20 protein-coding genes and 1 other RNA gene are annotated in these 22,181 nt (G+C 41.3%); all 21 read right to left on the bottom strand.

Going from position 1 to position 22,181, the window contains the following annotated elements; all coding sequences use genetic code 11:
* Nucleotides 1–9: 9 nt before the first annotated feature.
* Nucleotides 10–1,092, bottom strand: coding sequence for a phospho-N-acetylmuramoyl-pentapeptide-transferase (mraY, locus tag TW85_RS20740; protein WP_046019064.1), 1,083 nt, complete (start codon nucleotides 1,090–1,092; stop codon nucleotides 10–12).
* 14 nt (nucleotides 1,093–1,106) lie between these two features.
* On the bottom strand, nucleotides 1,107–2,456 hold the full coding sequence (gene murF / locus TW85_RS20735; protein ID WP_046019063.1) for a UDP-N-acetylmuramoyl-tripeptide--D-alanyl-D-alanine ligase: 1,350 nt from the start codon (nucleotides 2,454–2,456) through the stop codon (nucleotides 1,107–1,109).
* Nucleotides 2,441–3,940, bottom strand: a complete 1,500-nt coding sequence (locus TW85_RS20730; protein ID WP_084616453.1) for a UDP-N-acetylmuramoyl-L-alanyl-D-glutamate--2,6-diaminopimelate ligase — start codon at nucleotides 3,938–3,940, stop codon at nucleotides 2,441–2,443. The genes murF and TW85_RS20730 overlap by 16 nt, the downstream gene beginning before the upstream one ends.
* The gene (locus tag TW85_RS20725; RefSeq protein WP_046019062.1) at nucleotides 3,940–5,694 is read right to left on the bottom strand and encodes a penicillin-binding protein 2; all 1,755 of its coding nucleotides are present in this window, start codon (nucleotides 5,692–5,694) and stop codon (nucleotides 3,940–3,942) included. Before TW85_RS20725 ends, TW85_RS20730 begins: the two co-directional genes overlap by 1 nt.
* Nucleotides 5,691–5,966 carry a cell division protein FtsL gene (gene ftsL, locus TW85_RS20720; protein ID WP_046019061.1) on the bottom strand — a complete coding sequence of 92 codons (276 nt, stop codon included), beginning with the start codon at nucleotides 5,964–5,966 and terminating at the stop codon, nucleotides 5,691–5,693. The genes TW85_RS20725 and ftsL overlap by 4 nt, the downstream gene beginning before the upstream one ends.
* Entirely contained in the window at nucleotides 5,959–6,900 is a 942-nt protein-coding gene (gene rsmH / locus TW85_RS20715) for a 16S rRNA (cytosine(1402)-N(4))-methyltransferase RsmH (RefSeq protein WP_046019060.1), read from the bottom strand. Before rsmH ends, ftsL begins: the two co-directional genes overlap by 8 nt.
* On the bottom strand, nucleotides 6,897–7,352 hold the full coding sequence (mraZ, locus tag TW85_RS20710; protein WP_046019059.1) for a division/cell wall cluster transcriptional repressor MraZ: 456 nt from the start codon (nucleotides 7,350–7,352) through the stop codon (nucleotides 6,897–6,899). The genes rsmH and mraZ overlap by 4 nt, the downstream gene beginning before the upstream one ends.
* A 254-nt stretch (nucleotides 7,353–7,606) precedes the next feature.
* An RNA gene (gene rnpB, locus TW85_RS25695) (RNase P RNA component class A) lies at nucleotides 7,607–7,957 on the bottom strand.
* A 117-nt stretch (nucleotides 7,958–8,074) separates the two neighbouring features.
* Entirely contained in the window at nucleotides 8,075–9,367 is a 1,293-nt protein-coding gene (locus tag TW85_RS20705; RefSeq protein ID WP_231870429.1) for an ATP-binding protein, read from the bottom strand.
* A gap of 35 nt (nucleotides 9,368–9,402) precedes the next feature.
* Nucleotides 9,403–10,101 carry a response regulator transcription factor gene (locus TW85_RS20700; RefSeq protein WP_046019057.1) on the bottom strand — a complete coding sequence of 233 codons (699 nt, stop codon included), beginning with the start codon at nucleotides 10,099–10,101 and terminating at the stop codon, nucleotides 9,403–9,405.
* Between the two features lie 186 nt (nucleotides 10,102–10,287).
* Nucleotides 10,288–11,586 (bottom strand): adenylosuccinate synthase, encoded by a 1,299-nt coding sequence (locus tag TW85_RS20695; RefSeq protein ID WP_046019056.1) that lies wholly within the window; start codon nucleotides 11,584–11,586, stop codon nucleotides 10,288–10,290.
* Between the two features lie 37 nt (nucleotides 11,587–11,623).
* Nucleotides 11,624–12,796 carry an ATP phosphoribosyltransferase regulatory subunit gene (locus tag TW85_RS20690; protein ID WP_046019083.1) on the bottom strand — a complete coding sequence of 391 codons (1,173 nt, stop codon included), beginning with the start codon at nucleotides 12,794–12,796 and terminating at the stop codon, nucleotides 11,624–11,626.
* 14 nt (nucleotides 12,797–12,810) lie between these two features.
* Nucleotides 12,811–13,008 carry a DUF2065 domain-containing protein gene (locus tag TW85_RS20685; protein WP_046019055.1) on the bottom strand — a complete coding sequence of 66 codons (198 nt, stop codon included), beginning with the start codon at nucleotides 13,006–13,008 and terminating at the stop codon, nucleotides 12,811–12,813.
* Nucleotides 13,009–13,128: 120 nt separating this feature from the next.
* Entirely contained in the window at nucleotides 13,129–13,998 is an 870-nt protein-coding gene (gene hflC, locus TW85_RS20680; protein ID WP_046019054.1) for a protease modulator HflC, read from the bottom strand.
* Nucleotides 13,998–15,233 (bottom strand): FtsH protease activity modulator HflK, encoded by a 1,236-nt coding sequence (gene hflK / locus TW85_RS20675; protein WP_046019053.1) that lies wholly within the window; start codon nucleotides 15,231–15,233, stop codon nucleotides 13,998–14,000. Before hflK ends, hflC begins: the two co-directional genes overlap by 1 nt.
* Nucleotides 15,234–15,254: 21 nt before the next feature.
* Entirely contained in the window at nucleotides 15,255–16,589 is a 1,335-nt protein-coding gene (gene hflX / locus TW85_RS20670; protein ID WP_046019052.1) for a ribosome rescue GTPase HflX, read from the bottom strand.
* Nucleotides 16,590–16,625: 36 nt separating this feature from the next.
* Entirely contained in the window at nucleotides 16,626–16,871 is a 246-nt protein-coding gene (hfq, locus tag TW85_RS20665) for an RNA chaperone Hfq (RefSeq protein WP_036179762.1), read from the bottom strand.
* A 106-nt stretch (nucleotides 16,872–16,977) separates the two neighbouring features.
* Entirely contained in the window at nucleotides 16,978–17,901 is a 924-nt protein-coding gene (gene miaA, locus TW85_RS20660; protein WP_272947177.1) for a tRNA (adenosine(37)-N6)-dimethylallyltransferase MiaA, read from the bottom strand.
* 2 nt (nucleotides 17,902–17,903) lie between these two features.
* Nucleotides 17,904–19,817, bottom strand: coding sequence for a DNA mismatch repair endonuclease MutL (gene mutL / locus TW85_RS20655; protein ID WP_046019051.1), 1,914 nt, complete (start codon nucleotides 19,815–19,817; stop codon nucleotides 17,904–17,906).
* A 61-nt stretch (nucleotides 19,818–19,878) separates the two neighbouring features.
* The gene (locus TW85_RS20650) at nucleotides 19,879–21,210 is read right to left on the bottom strand and encodes an N-acetylmuramoyl-L-alanine amidase (protein WP_046019050.1); all 1,332 of its coding nucleotides are present in this window, start codon (nucleotides 21,208–21,210) and stop codon (nucleotides 19,879–19,881) included.
* Nucleotides 21,211–21,290: 80 nt separating this feature from the next.
* Nucleotides 21,291–21,764, bottom strand: coding sequence for a tRNA (adenosine(37)-N6)-threonylcarbamoyltransferase complex ATPase subunit type 1 TsaE (gene tsaE, locus TW85_RS20645; protein ID WP_046019049.1), 474 nt, complete (start codon nucleotides 21,762–21,764; stop codon nucleotides 21,291–21,293).
* Nucleotides 21,765–22,181 lie beyond the last annotated feature (417 nt).

Below are 22,181 nucleotides of genomic sequence, written 5' to 3'. Positions count from 1 at the left end.
TCTTTCCTATTAACGAACTTTCAAGGTTGCAAAACCAACTAACACTAAACACACAGTAATAATCCAGAAACGAACAATTACTTTAGGCTCAGCCCAACCCTTAAGTTCAAAGTGGTGGTGTATTGGTGCCATTCTAAATATTCTGCGCTTTGTTAATTTATATGAGCCGACCTGCAAGATAACAGAGACAGTTTCCATAACGAAAACCCCACCCATAATAAATAACACTATTTCTTGACGAACAATAACAGCAATAACACCCAATGCAGCACCTAAGGCAAGCGAACCGACGTCCCCCATAAAGACTTGAGCTGGATATGTGTTAAACCACAGAAAACCTAAACCAGCACCAACCAGCGCAGCACAAAATACAATAATTTCACCAACACCACCCACATATGGAATCAACAAATATTCCGCAAAACGGATATTACCCGTCAAATAAGCAAATACACCAAGCGCTCCACCCACCAAAACAGTTGGCAGAATTGCCAAACCATCAAGACCATCAGTTAAGTTAACCGCATTACTCGTACCAACAATCACGAAATAAGTAAGGACTATGTAGAAGATTCCCAGAGGTATAACAACATCTTTAAAGATTGGCACAATTAAAGAGGTTTCAGCAGGTGTTGACGCATTAGCATACAAATACACTGCCGCAATTAAACCAAACACACTTTGCCAAAAATATTTCCATTTACCAGGCAAACCTCTCGGATTTTTTTCGACAACTTTACGATAATCGTCGACCCAACCGATAGCGCCAAACGCAAGCATGACTAATAAAACAACCCAAACATATTGATTTGTAAGGTCACCCCATAGCAAAGTACTCACCGCAATAGAAAATATAATCATGGCACCACCCATTGTCGGCGTGCCGGCCTTACTCAAATGAGATTGCGGCCCATCATCACGAACAGCTTGACCAATTTGCAAGCTCTGCAACATTCGAATAACAGGACCACCAATAATCAAAGCAATAATAAATGCAGTAAGAACACCTAAAATCGCTCTTAAAGAGAGGTAATTAAAGACAGTAAAAAACGTAAAATATTGACTAAGATAGTCAGTTAACAACAATAACATGGGTAGGTTTTATCCTAATTTTCTATTTCTTTTATAATTTGTTCCATCTGAGCCGAGCGAGACCCTTTAACTAAGATGGCATTCTCTTTTCCAAGCGGTTTAATAAACTCAGCAGTCTGCGTATTATCATCGCAATAAACTGCTCGCCCCCCTCTTTTTTCATATGCTTTAGCTGCGATGGCAGCAATCGGCCCAACGCTAACCAATCCGGTCACACCTGCTGAAAATGCATAATCACCAAGCTGTTCATGAATCTCAAATTCTAACTCACCTAACTCACCCAAAGCCCCAAGTACCAACCACTTTTGGTCTTGCTCTTGGCTCATTAAAACATCAATAGCGGCTTCAACAGATTTTGGGCTTGCATTATAACAGTCATTTAAAACAAGAGCTTGGCTATTTGAGTGTTGAAACTGCAATCGTTTATCAATAACTAATGGTTGTGATAAACGTTGGCAAGCATCTTCCACATCAACCCCTAACTCCAACATCACCAACAAAACAGCCATTGCATTCGCAATTTGATGCCTCCCAGGAACAGATAAGCGCAACTCATATTCAGCCCCTTTGTAACTTAATACTGATATTGATGATTGACTCGCCAAAGTCACCGACTTAGCAAATACATCTGCCCCCTGATTAAAGCCAAAACTCACAACACGCTTATCACCCACTAGTGAGGACCAATAGCCAAACCAAGGATCGTCAAAATTAAGCACAGCCAACCCTTTCGACTTAAGACCATCTAAAAGAGCGCCTTTTTCTTTCGCTATCCCTTCAATTGACCCGAAACCAGTAAAGTGACTACCACTAGCATTCGTAATAACGGCAATGTCTGGCGTAGTAATTTGAGCTAACTTAGGTATTTCACCTACAAAACTTGTGCCAGTTTCAATTACAGCAAAGTCATGAGATTGGTCCAATCCTAACAAAGTAAGAGGCACACCAATCTGATTATTATTATTCTTTTCTGTTTTCAATACCTTATGACTAGCCTCTAAACATTGAGCCAGCCACTCTTTAACACTGGTTTTTCCGTTACTACCCGTAATAGCAATGAGCTTTCCTAAAAACTCACATCTTAAGTGATGAGCAATATCGGCATAGGCTTGCCGGGTATCTTGCACTAATATCATAGGAGAAACATCTGAGCGAACTTCTGATAACACAGCTAATGCACCATTCGCCAAGGCCTGCTCTAAATAAGCATGCCCGTCGAAACTATCACCCTTAATAGCCACAAACAATGCGCCCTCTAATACATCACGTGTATCTGTTTTAACACCATTAAAAGGGAGATCTTGACCAAGCAGCTGTCCGCCACAAATTCTTGCTACATCACTAAGGGTTAATTCAACCAACATGTATTTAATCCTTCTAATGCAATTTCAGCATCATCAAAATGATGCTTAACACCCATGATTTCTTGATAGTCCTCATGACCTTTACCCGCAATCAGAATCACGTCATTCGCATCAGCATTTTCAATTACACTCAAAATAGCGCGCCTTCTATCTGGTTCAACTCTAAGTTTCCCCTCTGCAATTAGATCGTCTTTATCCGTTTGATCAGCCAAAGCATCTTGAATAATTTGTTGTACCGATTCAGTCCTAGGGTTATCCGAGGTCAAACAAGAAATATCCGCATTATTCAGGGAAGCAGCCGTCATAAGAGGCCTTTTACCTCTATCTCTATCGCCACCACAACCATAGATACAGGTAAGACGACCGCGGTTATGCAACCTTAAAGCTTGTAGTGCCACCTCAAGAGCGTCGGGAGTATGAGCATAATCCACCACAACCAAAGGCCCATTCGCAACCCTTATCATTTGCATCCGACCAGGAGCACCTAAAAGAGAGCCCAAAGCATGAAGTAAAGAAGACTTATCAGTGTATCGATCCCAATTGGCTGCTAAAGAGGCAACAGCATTCGCAGCATTAAACTCACCTAACAAAGGCAGGTTAATGGTGAAAATTTCACCCATAACATGAAGATCAAACTTAACACCCGATGCTAAGTAGGTAAGATTTTCACAATAAAAATCAGCATTTTTATGCTTGAGACTATAGGTATAAACTGGGCATACAGCTGATTGCAGCATTAATTCAGAATAATCATCATCAATACAAATCACAGCCCGCTGCAAAGAAGGAAATGCAAAAAGTTTTGCTTTCGCCTGTGCATAAGCCGACATACTGCCATGATAATCCAGATGATCTCGACTCAAGTTAGAATAGATTGCAGTATCAATTGGCAAACCTAAAATCCTACCTTGATCAAGCGCATGAGAAGACGCTTCAAAAGTCAGGTGCTTTACTTTTTCATTAGCAAAACCAATAGCTAAAGTGTGCATAGATAACAGGTCTGGTGTGGTTTGCTTAGACTCTTTTAAATTATCAAGCGTACCTAAACCAAAGGTCCCCACAATGACAGATTTTGATCCCAGAAAATTAGCTATCTGAGCGTTATAATAACTAATTGAGGATTTGCCATTTGTACCGGTAACCGCACAAATACTATCGGGATAGCTCCCTGCAAATTGACTAATAAACTGAATTAAACTTAACCTAGCATCCTCAACATAGACATAAGATAAATTGAGGCTTTCATCACACTTTACACCTTCAGGTAAAACAACTAATCGATGCCCTTGAGCGGCAACACCTTCAAGGTAATCCCAACCATTTGAGCTAACACCAGGTAAAGCAAAAAACACGTCACGCTCAGTAACATCGCGACTATCCGTTGTCACATTTTCAAACACATCGAAAGCAGATAGTTGCCCCGTCTTTAAACCAAAAAAAGCCTCAACTAGGTGAGACTTTATTGGCATGGGAAAAATAGACACTATTTTAACACCACTCTATAGGGTACCTTTTTACCTAGCCGGACTTCTCTCAGCCCCTCTGGTAAATCAGGTGAAACATTTAAAATTGCCATGGCACCATCCATCACACGAGAAAACACTGGAGCAGACACTTCGCCACCATAGTATTCTCGCCCCTTAGGATCGTTCACCATAACCACCATAGCTAACCTTGGATTGGTAGCAGGAGCCACACCTGCAAATAAAGAAATATACTGGTCATACTCATAACCTTTGGTACCCACTTTATGCACAGTACCTGTTTTACCTGCAACAACATAACCAGGCACTTTAGCCGCCTTTGCCGACTTATCGACAACTTGTCGCATCATTTTTAATACATCTTTAGCGACTCTATTAGAGATGACTTGCTCACCTTCTGGTAAAACATCTTGTTTAAACATAGTAACAGGGACTTTATAGCCTCTATTTGCCAAAGTGGCATAGGCATGAGCCAGCTGTAAAGTAGACACAGAAAGGCCATAACCATAGGATAAGGTTGCTATCTCAGCTGGGTGCCATTTTGGGTGCGTAGGCAAAGAGCCTGTAGATTCACCAGGAAAACCAATGCCAACTAGCGACCCTATACCTAACTGATAATAGAGGTTCCAGACAGCATCTTGTGGTAATGACAAAGCAATTTTAGAAGTCGCCACATTACTTGATTTAACCATGACCGTTTCCAAATCAATTTTGCCATAACTACCTAAATCACGAATAGTTTGCTTACCAAATCGAATATAACCAGGAGCAGTATCAATCTTAGACTCTGTCGTATACTGCCCACTTTCTAAAGCCGCACTGACAGTAAATGGCTTCATAGTTGAACCAGGTTCAAACAAATCGATCACGGCACGGTTTCGCATCTGATCATAATTCAACTTGGACCTATCATTCGGGTTATAAGAAGGCTGGTTCACCATAGCTAAAACCTCTCCAGTTTTAACATCTAGAATAACCGCAGAGGCAGATGTTGCTCTATGTTCGGTAACAGCAGCCTTTAACTCCCTATAAGCTAAGTACTGCAATCTAAGATCCAAACTCAGTTCAATATTTTGACCAGGTTGCGCATGCGTTTCCTGACCAATTTGACGAATAATATTACCCGTTAGATCTTTTACATATTGTCTTTTACCTGGCTTACCAACCAAAGCCTTTTCATAGGATAGCTCCATCCCTTCTTGGCCTTGATCATCTATTCCTGTAAACCCAACGACATGCGAAGCCACCTCACCAGCTGGGTAAAAGCGCTTATACTCTTTGGTACGACTCACACCAACCACTTTCGCTGCCATAATTTCATCAGCAATATGAGGTGGAATTTGACGCTTTAGGTACATAAATGAGCTATTACGCTTTTGCTCAAACCTCTTAGTTAAAGAGGCACGACCTTCACCTAACACTTTAGCTAGACGTGCAATTTCAGCTTCTGGCCCTGTGCCTTTTTCCTCATTTACAGGCATAGCCCATAATCGTTTAGGGTTTGCAACAAGCGTCCAAGTTGGCGTACTCACTGCTAAAGGCTCACCTCGACGATCTAAAATCATGCCACGTGTTGCAGGAATAACCTCAGTACGGACAGCCCTCTTTTCACCCTGATTCTGTAAAAAGTCTTTTTCAACAACGGTTAAATAAAATAAGCGACCAGCAACAACCGCAAAAAGTGTAATTGCGATGCCATATACAAAATAAAAACGCCATTGAGCAGGCTTTAAGAATTGATCCAATACGCTCATGGTTTAACAATAACCATTTCAGTAGAATCTGGGGCGTGCATATTTAGTTCCTTCACTGCGGCCTGTTCCAATCGACTAGGTTGAGTAAGTGCACTCTGCTCAAGTAGCAATTGCCCCCACACAACCTCAAAATTCACTTCATCACGCTTAAGTGACTGTAAGTAAGAAAACTCTTTTCTAAATTGATAAACCTGAATTACCAGCGCCATAGCAAGGCAGCCAACTAAAGCCAGCCAAAACATAAACAGCAAAGGTGACACAGGTTTAATCACTCACTCGCTCCAACACACGCATTACGGCACTACGAGAACGTACATTGTCATCAACTTCTTGCTTAGAAGGCTTGATAGCCTTGCCTATTGTCTTAAACTTAATGGAGAGTTCAGTATTTCTGATCGGCAAATGCCTAGGTAAATCAGGCCCTTTCGACATAGTCTTCATAAAACGCTTAACAATACGATCTTCAAGTGAGTGGAAGCTAATTACAACAAGTCTGCCACCCACTTTTAATGCTTTAGCAGCTACTTCTAAGCCAGTTTCTAAATCACCTAATTCATTATTGATAAAGATACGTATCCCCTGAAACGCTCGAGTCGCTGGGTTCTTACCTTTCTCCCATGCAGGATTTGCATCTTTTACAATGTTTGCCAACTGCAGAGTGGTTAAAATTTCGGTATGTGCACGATACTCACAAATAGCCTTAGCAATACGTCGAGAAAAACGCTCTTCACCATATTGATACATAACATCGGCTATTTCTTTTTCTTTCGCTTGGGCAATCCACTGAGCTGCACTTAAACCCACAGCAGGGTTCATTCGCATATCTAGTGGTCCATCATTCATAAAACTAAAGCCGCGCTCAGCATCATCCAATTGCGGAGATGAGACCCCTAAGTCCATTAACACACCATCTAAGCGCCCACTTTCATCAAGATGACTTGCGATATATTGATCCATAGTGGCAAATGAATCCTGAACTATTTGAAAGCGCTCATCTTCATTAGCTAAAGCTTCTCCATACTCAATTGCAACAGGGTCTTTATCAAAACCAAGTAATTTACCCTTACCTAATTGAGCTAATACAAGACGAGAGTGTCCGCCACGACCAAAAGTGCCATCAATGTAACAACCATCTGGGTCAGTAATTAAATCTTTCACCGACTCATTTAGCATTACACTAATATGTACGGGAGTTGACTCTGTCATAATGAAATATCCGTTAAATTCTCTAATGTCATGGGCTCTTGTAAATCAAGAGCTAAATATTCTTCTCTTTGGGCCTGCCATTGATCTTGGCTCCAAATTTCAATTTTTTTACCCTGCCCCAGTAACGCGACTTTTTTATCTAATCCAGCAAACTCTCTAAGGGGAGCTGGCAATAAAATGCGTCCAGCCTTATCTATCTCTAAGTCTGTGGCATGGCCGACTAATAATCGCTGCAAGCGTCGAGCTTGTGGCTGAAAACTAGGTAACTTATCAAGTTTTGCCTGTATTACTTCCCATTCAGGTAAAGGGTACATAAGTAAACATCGTGCCGATGGATCTATGGTCACCACTACACTTGGATCCTCAAATTGTAGCAATTCATCACGCAGACGTGCAGGCAGAGACATTCTCCCCTTAGCATCTACACTCACCTGATGAATCCCACGAAACATTCCCATACCCACTTATCGACACATTTACCCACAATTTAACACTTTTTCAAAAATAAATATGATTTATTGTTAATAAACACAAAAAAAGTGGCAAAAAAGCGCCTCAACCTAAGTTATTTTCGGCACAAAAGCGCCTAAACCAAATTTTCATGGGATAAAAACACACAATGAGAGTCAAACAAGGGAGAAGTTATATACAAGGCAACAAGGTGGTTTTCTAACTATGTGAATTATTTCAAACAACAAGGAAGGGATATGCAAGTTGGCCGATAAGCCGGGTTCTGTCGTGGACAGTCATTCCTCTCGAACATGCATCGCTACATGCCTCTAGCAACCTACCCGAATCCAGCACGGGTCACGCCAATGGATTCCTATTTGGTCTTGCTTCAGATGGGGTTTACCTTGCCGCAAACTGTTACCAGTTGCGCGGTGCGCTCTTACCGCACCATTTCAACCTTACCGGTAGAAAACTACTTAGGCGGTTTATTTTCTGCTGCACTTTCCGTAGGCTCACGCCCCCCAGGCGTTACCTGGCATCTTACCCTGCGAAGCCCGGACTTTCCTCCATAATGCAAAAACATTACAGCGACTGCCTGGCCAACTTGCGACGCGCATCATACTTATACATACAACAAATGACAAGAAAAACTCGTTTACAAGCAAAATTAATATTTATAAATTGAATAGATAAAAATTAAGCCAGAAGAGAAGACAAAAACAAACTAAGCAAGTGGCAAACTTAGACATACCTCCAAGCCACCTTGCTCATGATTTCTCGCCTTAATTTGCCCCTTATGAGCAGCAAGAATACGCTGTGCGATTGTTAATCCAACACCAAAACCGCCACTATTAGCTTCACGAGCATCAGAGGATCGATAAAAAGCATGGAAAATTTTATCCAATTGCACCTCATCAACTCCAGCACCACTATCCCTAACTAAAATAATCACCTCAGTTTCATTTTCGGTCAAACTTACAGAAACAAGGGAATCATTACCTGAATAAAAACACGCATTACGCAATACATTTTCCAACGCATGACGTAGTTGTACAGGGTCAATAAGCAGTTTTTTGGTTACCTGACCCGACTGTATGATATCAATATTTTTAAATTGAGACTCAAACAGCACATCATCAACAATAGAAGCAAGCCACAGATTAATATCAACCTCCTGCTTATCTAACGCCCCTTCCTCAAGCCGACTCAGCAAAAGCACATTACCTATCAAGGCATCTAACTCATGCAACTCATCGCGGATTCGATCTAAATACTTATGCTGAACATCTTGACCATGCTTATCTTCCGCCAATACAAGCGCAACCTCTATTCGAGCCAATGGCGTCCTTAACTCATGTGACACATCCCTCATCAGACGCTCTTTCGACAACAACACACCCTCGACTCTAGAAGCCATCTCATTAAACTCTAAAGCAAGCTTACCAATAGCATCCGATCTCTCTGCTAACTTATAATCTAGCCGTGCATCCATATTACCTTGACCAAATGCACGCGCCATCCTCTGCAAACTAACCAAAGGGCCTAACAACCAATAAGCCAACACAGCACTCGAAAATAACAAGCCAAATAAAGACATCACCATCAATACATTTGCATTAGGTGGACGCATATCAGCATTAGGACGGAAAATTAACATGTAACCACGATCTGAATCACTGCGGATTTGAGAAAACTGACTACGATGAAAGTCAGGTGCTGGATAAGAGGATAGCTCTCCAGTGTCATCCTCTAACAGTTCTTCCATGCCAAAATCTTTTGGCAAGGGCAACAACAAAGCACGCCCATTTTCTTCGTACAAAAACAAACGGCCATTTAGTTTCTTTTCTTGCTCTTCAGCCAAGCGCCTCAACACTCTCATGCCAGCACTTTCATATTGAGAAACAAGCAAATGACCAGTTTCATCCAACTCTTGACGAGAAAGGTCACCTCGTTTTTGCGTCAACTTAATTATGCCAGCCCCTATGGTGACAACTAATAAGTTAGACAACAAAATCACCAAAAATACTTTTAGGAAAGTACTTCTCATTCTAGTTACTTACGCATTTCTTGATCAACAAAAATATAACCGACCCCACGTACAGTCTTAATTCTCGGCTCACCACTCAAAAGCACACCAACTTTTTTCCGTAAATTACTAATATGCATATCTAGGCTGCGATCATACATAGTTAATTTTCGCCCAAGAGCCTTCTCAGACAACTCTTGCTTAGTTAATACTTGCCCAGGCAGACTTAACATACATTCAAGCAAGGTATATTCAGAAGTAGTCAGCTCTATTAACTCACCATCCAAATAAACACTTCTATCTTTTCTTTGCAGTAATAAATTTCCAGACACTAGATCAGCAGCTAAATCCTCTTCCTTATCATTAATTGCTCTTCTCAAGATTGCCTTAATTCTCGCCAAAAGCTCCCTAGGATTAAATGGCTTAGACAAGTAATCATCCGCCCCCATCTCTAACCCTAAGATACGATCAATATCATCACCCTTAGCCGTTAACATAATCACTGGCACTTTACTTTTTGCCCTAACCATTTTAAGTGTTTCAAAGCCATCGAGTTCAGGCATCATGACATCAAGAATAATCAAGTCAGGCGACTGCTTTGCTAAAATATCCAAAGCCTCAACACCGTTCCAAGCATGCAGCACCTCATACCCTTCTCCTGAAAAATACTCCTTAATTAAGTCAGAAAGACGAGCATCATCATCCGCCAAAAGAAGCTTAACCATTCACTACCCCTTAAATATCAATAATCAACCAGCATCACATATAAACAAGCAACGACATAAGTGACAAAATTTTACCCTACCCGTTGCATAATACCTGTGCCATTTTCGATTTATTTACAATACATCAAGGTAAATTTTAGACAATAAAAAAGCCGACAAGTCGGCTTTTCTATTACGAAGCTTAAATTAAGCTTTAAAAGGGTCACGTAAAACAATCGTTTCTTTACGATCAGGACCAGTTGAAATGATATCAATTGGCACCCCAACTTGTTCTTCAACAAATCGGATATAAGCTTGCGCATTTGCAGGCAAAGAGCCAAAGTCAGGTGCACCAACTGTTGACTCAGTCCAACCTGGTAGCTCTACGTAAACAGGCTTAGCTTTTTCATAACCTTCACTGTCTACTAAAGAGCCAGCAACAGCCTGACCATTTTCATCTGCATAAGAAACACAAACCTTAATAGTTTCTGAACCATCAAGCACATCAAGCTTAGTTAAACAAATACCAGAAACTGAGTTGATCTGAACCGCATGGCGTAAAGCAACAGCATCAAACCAACCACAACGACGCGCACGCCCTGTTGTCGCACCAAACTCATGGCCACGCTCAGCAAGCCTAGCGCCATCTTCACAGAAAAGTTCAGTTGGGAAAGGGCCAGAGCCAACACGAGTTGTATAAGCCTTAGTAATACCCAATACATAATCCAAGTACAGAGGACCAAAACCTGTTCCTGCTGGAGCACCACCTGCTGTTGTATTAGAAGAGGTTACATAAGGGTATGTACCGTGATCGATATCAAGCAAAGAACCTTGCGCACCTTCGAACATAATATTTGCACCAGAACGACGCAAGTCATGTAAAAGAGAAATCGTATCAGCAACCATTGGACGTAAGAATTCAGCCATTTTCAGACCTTCTTCATAAACCTCATCAAATGAGATCGCATCAGCCTTGTAGTAGTTAACTAAAACAAAGTTATAATAATCTAGAACTTCTTTTAACTTCTCAGCAAAACGCTCGCTGTCAAGCAAGTCAGCTACACGAATTGCACGACGAGCAACTTTATCTTCATAAGCTGGCCCAATACCACGACCTGTAGTACCAATTTTCTTAGCACCCTTAGCCACTTCACGTGCTTGGTCCATTGCAATATGGTAAGACAAGATAAGCGGGCAAGCTTCACTGATTTTCAAACGCTCAACCGCAGGAATTGATTGCTCTTCCAGCTCCTTTACTTCTTTCAGCAATGCAGCAGGCGATAAAACAACACCATTACCAATTACACACTGAACACCATCACGCAAAATGCCCGATGGAATCAAATGAAGCACGGTTTTCTTTCCGTCGATAACTAGGGTATGACCTGCGTTATGTCCACCTTGAAAGCGAACAACCGCTGCCACATCTTCAGTAAGTAGGTCAACGACCTTCCCTTTACCCTCATCACCCCATTGGGTGCCTAGAATTACTACGTTTTTACCCATAATTTCAGGTCTCATATAGATAGTTCAACAAAAAGTGTTATTTAGTTGCAGCCACAAGCTGCCATTCACCCTGGACTTGATCCAAGGTATAATCATAGTCAACTAGGCTATCCAGATCGGTTAACTGTTCAACTACTTGATAATTCTGTGCACGCAAATCTTGAATTGCCTGCCACAAAGACAAATCTTGTGCCACTGGCACCAATACTCTCTTCGCCTTTTCAACCTTAATATCTGCTAGCGATACCAAAGTTTTTAAATCTGTGCTAAAGCCAGTTGCAGGTCTTGAGCGCCCAAAAACCTCGCCTATATTGTTATAACGACCACCGCGAGCGATAGCATTACCAAACCCAGGCACATAAGCGGCAAAAACAAGCCCTGTGTGATAGCTGTAAGACACCAAGTCACTCAAATCAAAATGCAGGCCTACATTTGGAAAGCGTGCTTGAATCTGTGTTTTTATCGCCGCCAAACTTGTCAATGCATCAGCAACCTTTTCACCTGCATCAGCCAAAATAGCTTGCGCTTTATCTAACACCTCTACACCACCACATAAGCGCGGCAAGGCGACCAGCCAAACTTTCTGCTGCTGATTTAGATTCAATGAATTTACAAAGCTTTCTAATTCAGGCAAAGCCTTAGAACGGTAGAAATCAGCAAGCTTTTCTTTGTCATTGTCAGTTAGTGAAACAGCTTCAATTACGCCACGAACGATATCAACATGCCCCAAATCTAAAACTGGAGACTGAATACCTGCCACTTCAAGTGTTTCAAGCATTAAAGATAAAATCTCAATATCACTCTCAACACCACCATGACCATACAATTCTGCACCCATTTGAATCGGGCTACGACTGCCATCTAGACCTGCCGGAATTGTTCTCAACACACTGCCACAGTAACTCAAACGCTGGACACCCTGCTCTTTAATACCGCGCGCATCAATTCTTGCGACCTGCGATGTAAAATCAGCACGAATACCCATGAGTCGACCAGACAACTGATCAATTACTTTAAAGGTCTCAAGCTCTAAGTCAGAACCAGCACCAGTTAATAAAGAATCTAAATATTCAAGTAAAGGTGGGATTACTAAATCATACCCCCAACGACCATGAAGATTAAGCAACACTCTTCTAAGCTGTTCAATTTTTTCAGCCTGTTCAGGTAAAGCCTCATCAACTCCCTCAGGAAGCAACCAACGGTCTGTCATTAACATAATTCCTCTTAGCTACGGATAAAATAAAGCATCACTAGACCAAGAAACATACTAACAGCACCTAAAATTCGTAGATTCAAATCTGAACTTGCGATTGCTTTTGTCATTATATCTCGCCACATTTTTGGCGCTAGAAAAGGCAAAACACCCTCTGCGATTAACAACAAACTGGCTCCCACGAGTAGCGACTGCAACAATTCCTGCATAGATTCTCTTTATTACAACCATTAAAAAACCGGGTTAGCCCCGGTTTTTGTAATCATACCATGTTTCCCATTTGAACAAACAGACCTTCAAACAGGAAACTCAGCAATAAGCGCTTTCTTTTATTGCGCCGCCTGATTTAGGTATTTAAAGAATTCGCTATCTGGTTTCAAGACAAAAATGTCACCTTGACTACCTAAGCTTTCACGGTAAGCCTGTAAGCTACGATAGAACTCGTAAAATTCAGGATCCTGTGTATAAACATTAGAATAGATACCAGCAGCAGTCGCATCACCATCACCACGAATCATCTCTGAATCACGGAAGGCTTCAGCTTCTAATACCACTTTCTGTCTATCTGCATCAGCACGAATACCTTCTGCAAGCTCCAAACCTTTCGATCTGTGTTCGCGGGCTTCACGCTCACGTTCTGTTCTCATACGCTGATATACAGACTCAGACACATCTGGCGGTAAATCAATTCGCTTAACACGAATATCAATCACAGCAATACCTAACTGCGCTTTAGCAACTTCATTTAGGTTATCACGCAACTCTGTCATCAAGCTGTCACGTTGACCAGAAACAACCTCATGCATAGTACGCTCACCAAACTGGTTACGCAGACCAGTATCAACCAAAGAGGTTAATACGCGGTTAGCATTAATTTCATCACCAGAAGTCGCTGTATAGAACTTATCAACTGACTCAATACGCCACTTAACATAAGAGTCTACGATTACAGCCTTCTTCTCCAGCGTTAAATAACGCTGAGGACGTGAGTCAAGTGTCAAAATACGCGCATCGAACTTTTTAATTTCGTTCATTACAGGTATTTTAAAGTGAATACCTGGCGGTACGTCATTGTCAACAATTTCACCAAACTTTAATACGACAGCACGCTCAGTTTCTTTAACAACATAAAGTGTTTGCGAGGCAACAAAGATACCTAGCACCACCACAAATAAAGCGATAAATGATATACCTTTCATTAGTTGCGGCCCTCTCTACGTGTCACACCTTGACGCTTTCTAATCTCATCCAACACTTGATCAGTCAGATCACTAATATTTGAGGTGTCATAACTAGCAACACCAGATGAAGTTACGTTTTTACGCTCAGAAATAATCTTATCAAGAGGTAGATACATCATGTTATTCCCCCCCTCAACATCAACAACAACTTTATTTGCGCTACCGTAAACATCTTCAACGGTTTCAATATACAAACGACGACGAGTTACTTCAGGCGCTTTGACATACTCTTGATACAAGCGATCGAAACGATCCGCTTGACCTTCCGCTCGACTAACAACTTCCGAACGGTATGCTTCAGCTTCTTCACGAATACGCTGAGCACGACCACGAGCTTCAGGAATTACACCATTAGCGTAAGCTTCAGCTTCATTTCGAACACGCTGCTCATCTTCTTTCGCCTTGATAACATCATCAAATGCTGCCTGAACCTGCTGAGGCGCCTGCACATTTTCCACGTTAACTTGGGAAATCAATAAACCCGTTCCATAGTCGTCAATATAACGTTGCAATCTCGCCTTCACATCCTGAGCCAATAGCTCACGACCTTCAGTCAAGATTTGATCCATTTCAGAACTACCTACAACATGACGAAGAGCACTCTCAGTTGCCTGAGATAAACTGCTTTCTGGATCACGTACGTTAAGCAAGAAATCTTTTGGGTTCTGAACTAAATATTGCACAGACAAGCCAACTTCAACAATCGCCTCATCCTCTGTCAACATTAAAGCCTTGTGGTCATGGGAACGTACTTTAGTAACATTCTCACTTTGAACACTATCAATTAGTGGCGGATTCCAATGTAGACCTGGCATCACAGTTTCATGATACTTACCCAAGCGAAGCACAACACCACGCTCTTGCTGATCCACCTGGTAAATGCCAGAAGCCCCCCAAAGCGCAGTAACAGCAACAACACCAACAGCAAGTAATCCGCCGCTCATCTTACCACCTAAACCGCCGCCACCGGAGCCGCCAGAACCACCACCTTTATTACCCTTCACGCCTATCATATCCATAAGCTTACGAAAGGCTTCATCTAAATCAGGTGGTCCTTGGTCATTTCGGCCCTTACGACCCCAAGGATCATTATCACCTTGACCATTATCATCAGGTCGACCATTTCCAGAGTTTTTGTTCTTATCTGGATTCCATGGGTCATTGTCGTTATTACCCGGTTCATTCCAGGCCATACTAAATCTCCACTACAAAAATTAATCTAAAAGCCAAGGGTCAAGCTCTTGCCTATCCTGCATAAAAGCAGAAAGACCACTTTCGGGCTTAACACCGGCGTTCGCCAAAATTGTTAAATAATCATCTTTAGGGATGCAGATTTTTAATACAGAGGACCCAGCATCATCATATGTCTCAGACAAAACCGCTCCTTGTTCAAATAGCATCGCCCTTAACCGCCCTGCACTAGCAGGTAATACCAAGGTTTCACGAATAACATCTATAGCCAACACTTCAGCTATAGCTTGACGCAACAAATCAATTCCAGTGCCATCTTTTGCTGATAACCAAACTCGATATGGGAGACCATCCTCATTTCGATCAATTCTAGGCTCAACATTTGACAAAGCATCAATCTTATTAAAGATCAATAACGTAGGAATTTCATCTGCATCTATCTCTTTTAGTACTGCATTAACATGACCAACATTTTCATCTCGGTTCACATCACTTGCATCCACAACATGCAAAAGCAGGTCAGCTTCCGAAGATTCTTTCAATGTTGCTTGGAATGCTTTAATCAATTTATGCGGTAACTGCCTGATAAAACCAACCGTATCAGCTAAAACAACAGCCCCAACTTGCGCAAGATCTAAGCGACGTAATGTTGGGTCAAGCGTAGCAAACAGCTGATCAGCAGCAAAAACTTCAGCACCAGTAATAAAGTTAAATAAAGTCGATTTACCCGCATTTGTATACCCAACCAGAGAAACAGTTGGTACAGCAGACCTATCACGCGCTCTACGATTCTGATCTCGTTGAGAGCTTACTTTATCTAGGCGCTTCTGGATTGACGTAATTCTTTCACGTAATTGACGTCTATCACTTTCTAATTGAGTTTCACCTGGACCACCACGGACACCGATACCACCCTTCTGCCTTTCAAGGTGAGTCCAACCTCTTACAAGGCGAGTAGCCATATGCTGTAACTGAGCTAACTCAACCTGCAACTTACCCTCATGAGTACGCGCACGTTGAGCAAAAATATCCAGTATTAAACCAGTACGATCTAATACTCGACACTGTAAAGATTCTTCCAAGTTTCTCTCTTGGGAAGGAGAAAGTGCATGATCAAAAAGAACAACTTGCGCTTCTTCTCTCTCAACAATTTCACGCACTTCATCAAGCTTACCTTTACCGATAAAATATTTCGGATCAGGTTTTTGACGAGTACCAGTAACCACTGCAACAGGAGCGATACCAGCCGAGGTTGCAAGCTCAACAAACTCTTCTGGGCCATATTGAGTTTCACCATTATGAAACTCAATATGAACTAAAACAGAAACATCGCCACTTTCAGGACGTTCAAAAAACAAATTTATTTACCTCAGTTTATCTTTTAACAAGACAAACTATTCAGCAGCATCTTCTGGCTGATCAGGAGATGGAATACGAATTGTACGAGAAGGAACAACAGTTGAAATCGCATGCTTGTAAACCATTTGACTCACTGTGTTCTTTAGCAAGATAACAAACTGGTCAAATGACTCAATTTGACCTTGCAACTTAATACCGTTTACTAAAAAGATAGAGACAGGCACTCTCTCTTTACGTAAAACATTCAGATAAGGGTCTTGTAGTGATTGCCCTTTTGACATTGTCATCTCCTTAAAAAAATTGACTTGAGATTCAAATTAAACCTCATTAAAACAATATTGTAGATACTACATTATTTCTTTCTTGTTTACCCTATATAATCCTGCTTCAAAGGTATTTCAAGGCCTTCGACAAAAGATCTTTATCAAAAGTATCAAAAACCTGAAGATTCTCCCAACTTCTCAACCAAGTAACCTGCCTTTTAGCTAATTGACGAGTTGCGACAACCCCCCGATAAACAGCCTCATCTAGATCACATTCACCCGCAAGGTGCGCCCACATTTGTCGATAACCAACACATCGAATAGATGGCATATCAACATTAAGATCACCTCGCTGAAACAATCGCTCCACTTCTGATAAAAAGCCTTGCTCCACCATCATCTGAAAACGCTGCTCAATTCTTTCATGCAGAACAGCACGCTCATTTGGCATCACAGCAATACTGACATAATTATAATCATTAGCATTTTCTGCCTGCTCTGCCCATAAAGACGTCATTGAACGCCCAGAAAGCCTACAAACCTCAATCGCCCTCTGCAACCTTTGAGGGTCATTTGGATGAATTCGCTTAGCAGATTCAGGATCTAGCCTTTGTAATTCTTCATGCAGATGCGGCCAACCACATTTAGCCGCCTCAGCTTCAATTTTCGCTCTCATTTCGGCATCAGCCTGAGGCATTTTAGCAAGCCCTTTCATCAAGGCGTTAAAATACATCATGGTGCCACCAACAAGCAGTGGCTTTTTTCCTTTTGCTAAAATATCAGCAATTTCTTTTTTTGCATCAAGCACAAAGTCAGCGGCAGAATATGCTTGATCAGGCTCTAAAATATCAATCAATCTATGAGGCGCTTTGGCTAACATTTGTGCATCAGGCTTTGCTGTACCTATATCCATTCCTCGATAAACCAACGCAGAATCAACACTGATAATTTCATACCCATGGGAATCCGCCATTTCAACAGCTAAACCTGTCTTACCTGCCGCTGTCGGCCCCATCAAACAAACAACTTGAGCCTTATCTTCAACCAAGACTAACGACCTCTTAAAAACAATTTATCTAATTCTGACATTGTCATTTGCGTCCAAGTAGGACGCCCATGATTGCACTGACCACTGCGCTCTGTAATCTCCATATCTCTAAGCAGACTATTCATCTCTGCAATAGTTAGCCTTCTATTTGCTCTAACTGAACCATGACACGCCATAGTTGCCATCAATTCGTTTGACCTAGCTTCTAAAATATCTGTGGCGCCATGCACAATAAGATCACTTACTACATCTCTCACCAAATTCTCTACATGACCCTGACTTAAAATTACGGGCACTTCTCGCACCATAATACTTTCTGGTCCAGATCGCTCAACTCGCAGCCCAAAGGAGTTAAAGACATCATCAGTTTCTTCAACCAAGTCTGCTTCACTTTGAGAAACAGCGATATTAATAGGCACTAACAATGGTTGAGATACAATCTGCTTAGCATAGAAAGCATTTTTCATTTTTTCATACAAAATACGCTCATGAGCTGCATGCATATCAACAACAATTAACCCTTGCTGATTCTCAGACAAAATATAAATGCCATGTAATTGCGCGATAGCAAAGCCTAATGGCGGCATACCACTTCTTTCGGCTTCCTCAACACCCTCTTTATAAAGTTCGGGGCGTGAAATAATTTCACCTGTCAGCGGATTAACATTCCCCGCTGGCGCACTTGAAGATACCTCATTGGCAAAATTAGACATTTGCGACATTACACCCAACTGACCGCTTATTTGACCAGATTGAGATTGGCTCCCAGGCGCAGCACTCATCCAAGCATTAGAATTAGCCCCAAACCCTCCTTCAGAAGGCGATGTTGGCCTGTTCGCAAGCGCTAAACTATTTTGATGAGTAATTTCTTCAACTTGAGCCGCTTCAACAGCTTCATCTGCAACCGCTTCAGGCCTAACGTCCGCAAGTACCTTATGAATTTTACTAAATAAAAAATCATGCACTAAGCGCCCATCACGAAACCTAACTTCATGCTTAGTCGGATGAACATTTACATCCACAGTCGCTGGATCCAACTCTAAATATAAAACAAACGTGGGATGACGGCCGTTATACAAAACATCTCTATATGCTTGACGAACAGCATGGGCCACAAGCTTATCTTTAACGACACGTCCATTAACAAAAAAGTACTGCAAGTCAGCTTGAGAACGAGAAAAGGTTGGCAAGCCTATCCATCCCCATAAACGCAACCCAGCCGCCTCAACATCTATAGCTAAAGCATTTTGTACAAAGCTTTTTCCAAGCAAAGATGCCAATCTATGCTCAGCATGCATTTGATCAGTAACTGCGCGTAAGTCATATATTTGTTTACCATCATGACTTAAACGAAATGCAACATCATATCGACTCAAAGCAAGGCGTTTCACCACCTCACTTAAATGATTAAATTCTGTTTTATCCGTGCGTAGAAACTTTCGTCTTGCTGGCGTATTAAAAAATAAATCCCTAACTTCAATACAAGTACCATCTGGGTGAGACGCGGGTCGCACATTAGCACCCATATCCTTACCTTCTGCCTCGACTCGCCAAGCATCCTGCTCACCTTTAGCTTTAGAAGTTAAAAGTAATCGAGAAACCGAGCTAATACTGGCTAAAGCCTCACCTCGAAAACCCAAAGACTGCACGGCTTCTAAATCATCAAGTGTATGAATCTTGCTAGTAGCATGACGACTTAGAGCCAAAGCCAAGTCGTCCTTTACTATGCCCGATCCATTATCTCGAATCTTTATTTGCCTTACACCGCCTTGCTCAACTTCCACATCAAGTTGAGTTGCACCTGCATCCAAACTATTCTCGAGCAACTCTTTAACAACAGAGGCTGGTCGCTCAACAACTTCACCTGCTGCTATTTGGTTAGCTAAGCGAGGGGATAACAAATTAATTCTTTGCATGATTTAATCAAAAACTCTTGATGAGGAATATTTATGGCGTTTGACAATTTTTAATGGTCGCTCAACCAGCAGGTATAACTAACTTTTGGCCAATCCAGATCACATCATTTTTTAATGTGTTCGCCTTTCTAAGTGCAGTAATTGAAACACGATTTTTTCGAGCTATTTCAGATAAAGTATCACCCTTAGAAACAACATAGGAAGATACTCTACCTTTATTTTGTTGCTGCCAAGACAAAAGCGAGCCTTCAGGAGGATTAGCGGTAAATGCCTGAACAATACCTTTAGACATAGCTGTCGCTAGCTTTTTTCGATAGCCAGCACTTCCTAAATTTTTTGCTTCTGTTGAATTAGAAACAAATCCAGTTTCAACTAAAATAGAAGGGATATCAGGCGACTTAAGTACAACAAAGCCAGCTTGCTGCACAGTATTCTTATGCATGTGCGCAACCTTATCCATTTGAGTTAGCACTTTAGAACCAATATCAAGACTAAACTGAATTTTAGAGTTCATAGACATGTCTAATAAAACCTCAGCCAACAACTGATCTTTGTCATCTAAAGAAATGCCACCCACTAGCTCTGCAGACTGCTCCTGTTGCGCCAACCAGCGCCCCATTTCACTCGTTTTACCACTCAAAGACAAGGCCCAAACAGAAGCCCCCCTCGCTTTAGGGTTTGTAAAGGCATCAGCATGAATTGAAACTAATAAATCAGCATTTGCCTCACGAGCAATTTTCGACCTTTCACGCAACTTAAGATAAATATCACTTGAACGCGTTAAGACGGCCTTAAAACCATCGACTCTATTAAGTTTTCGGGCTAACTCTTTAGCAATAGATAGCACAATATCTTTTTCTCGCACTTTATATTGCCCTAGCGCACCAGGATCTTTACCCCCATGCCCTGCATCTACAACGATAACAATGTCTCGCTTAACATTTGCTATATTCTTAGTCGTTTTTACAGGCACACTTAAATTAACTTTTTTGCCATAACTAAGCTCGACCATAACTCTTGGCCCATACTTAGCATTTGCTCCAAGCACGCTACTTTTCGCTTTAACCTTTTGATTTAAGTCTAAAACAAATCGAGTACCATCATCACGCTTACCCGCACGTAATTTGCGTAACACCCCAGAGGAGATACTAGCTAATTTGTTTTGCAACTTAGTAGCTAATTCAGCATCTTGAAGGTCTAATACCACACGATCTGGATTTGAAAGGGGAAACAACCTATGTGAAACAGGAGAGGACAAATCAAAAATAAGTCTTGTTAAGCCATTTTCTTGAGCAATACGCACATCTTTTACTGTTGCACCAACAGCACTAACAGTAAAAAAGAAACTGAAAATAAAGAATAAATTAAGCGTAAATTGGTAGATTTTTTTCATACATATCAGACAGCTGCAAGCGTTAAGAGCACACTATAACGCTTGCCTTTGACGATCTCAATGCAGGTCTTGATTTTATCTTAGCAGGCTAGAGCTTGATCAAATCCTAATAGTGCAGCAGCACCCTTCTCACTGACAGCCTCTAAACTCACTTTACGACCATTTCTAATGAGGTCAATATGAATATTCACATCAACTTCAGGCAAACAACCTTGCCCCATTTCAGGCCACTCAACCAAACACAAACTATCTTGTTCGAAATAATCTCTAATTCCCATAAACTCAAGCTCTTCGGGATCAGCAACACGATACAAATCAAAATGATAAATGTTTTTTTCTTCTAATTCATAAGGCTCGACTATGGTATATGTTGGACTCTTAACTGGCCCCACATAGCCTAACCCTTTCAACAACCCTCTCACTAGGGTTGTTTTTCCCATTCCCAAATTACCATTCAAATTTACTAAATTCACATTCACTAATATTTTTGCTAATTCTTCGCCAAACATTTCCATGGCATCTTCGCCAAACAGTTCGTAATCTAACTTTGTCATTTCGACCTCTTTCTGTGCAATTCTATATTTATATCTTCGACTATTACGTTTTTTGTAAAGCTATTATCAACTTTCTAACGCCGCTTTCTTGGGCTAAACCACTTTTATTTCATTCGGTATTCAAATTAACTTTAGGCAAAAAACACTTTATATACTTAAGCCTAATCAAAACCCCGCCAATATTTATCACTCTTAGCATTAGTTAAGAGTATAAAGCCTATGACGTTAAATTAAACATATGACAGAAATATGACAAAAGCATTTATTACAAGCAGGCAAATTGCCTTAAGGGGAAACTCGATCTACCAGAGAGGGAGAAAACCAATTATGTGAAATACCGATTTTCGATTCTATCTTGTCTCTAATAAATTTACTACTTAGCAAACAGATAAAACACACAACTTGACGCTGACCTCT

The sequence above is a fragment of the Marinomonas sp. S3726 genome (assembly GCF_000967665.1).
Taxonomy (GTDB): Bacteria; Pseudomonadota; Gammaproteobacteria; order Pseudomonadales; family Marinomonadaceae; genus Marinomonas.
Note: the sequence above shows the minus strand (reverse complement) of the source record. Positions and strands in the feature narration are given on the sequence as shown.

Coding starts and splice junctions, on each gene's coding strand:
- rsmH (WP_046019060.1), bottom strand. CDS start 6,900: ATGACAGAGTCAACTCCCGTACATATTAGTGTAATGCTAAATGAGTCG.
- hflC (WP_046019054.1), bottom strand. CDS start 13,998: ATGAAAGGTATATCATTTATCGCTTTATTTGTGGTGGTGCTAGGTATC.
- TW85_RS20650 (WP_046019050.1), bottom strand. CDS start 21,210: ATGAAAAAAATCTACCAATTTACGCTTAATTTATTCTTTATTTTCAGT.
- mraY (WP_046019064.1), bottom strand. CDS start 1,092: ATGTTATTGTTGTTAACTGACTATCTTAGTCAATATTTTACGTTTTTT.
- TW85_RS20690 (WP_046019083.1), bottom strand. CDS start 12,796: ATGACAGACCGTTGGTTGCTTCCTGAGGGAGTTGATGAGGCTTTACCT.
- TW85_RS20685 (WP_046019055.1), bottom strand. CDS start 13,008: ATGCAGGAATTGTTGCAGTCGCTACTCGTGGGAGCCAGTTTGTTGTTA.
- mraZ (WP_046019059.1), bottom strand. CDS start 7,352: ATGTTTCGTGGGATTCATCAGGTGAGTGTAGATGCTAAGGGGAGAATG.
- murF (WP_046019063.1), bottom strand. CDS start 2,456: ATGTTGGTTGAATTAACCCTTAGTGATGTAGCAAGAATTTGTGGCGGA.
- hfq (WP_036179762.1), bottom strand. CDS start 16,871: ATGTCAAAAGGGCAATCACTACAAGACCCTTATCTGAATGTTTTACGT.
- tsaE (WP_046019049.1), bottom strand. CDS start 21,764: ATGACAAAGTTAGATTACGAACTGTTTGGCGAAGATGCCATGGAAATG.
- TW85_RS20725 (WP_046019062.1), bottom strand. CDS start 5,694: ATGAGCGTATTGGATCAATTCTTAAAGCCTGCTCAATGGCGTTTTTAT.
- TW85_RS20700 (WP_046019057.1), bottom strand. CDS start 10,101: ATGGTTAAGCTTCTTTTGGCGGATGATGATGCTCGTCTTTCTGACTTA.
- mutL (WP_046019051.1), bottom strand. CDS start 19,817: ATGCAAAGAATTAATTTGTTATCCCCTCGCTTAGCTAACCAAATAGCA.
- hflK (WP_046019053.1), bottom strand. CDS start 15,233: ATGGCCTGGAATGAACCGGGTAATAACGACAATGACCCATGGAATCCA.
- TW85_RS20695 (WP_046019056.1), bottom strand. CDS start 11,586: ATGGGTAAAAACGTAGTAATTCTAGGCACCCAATGGGGTGATGAGGGT.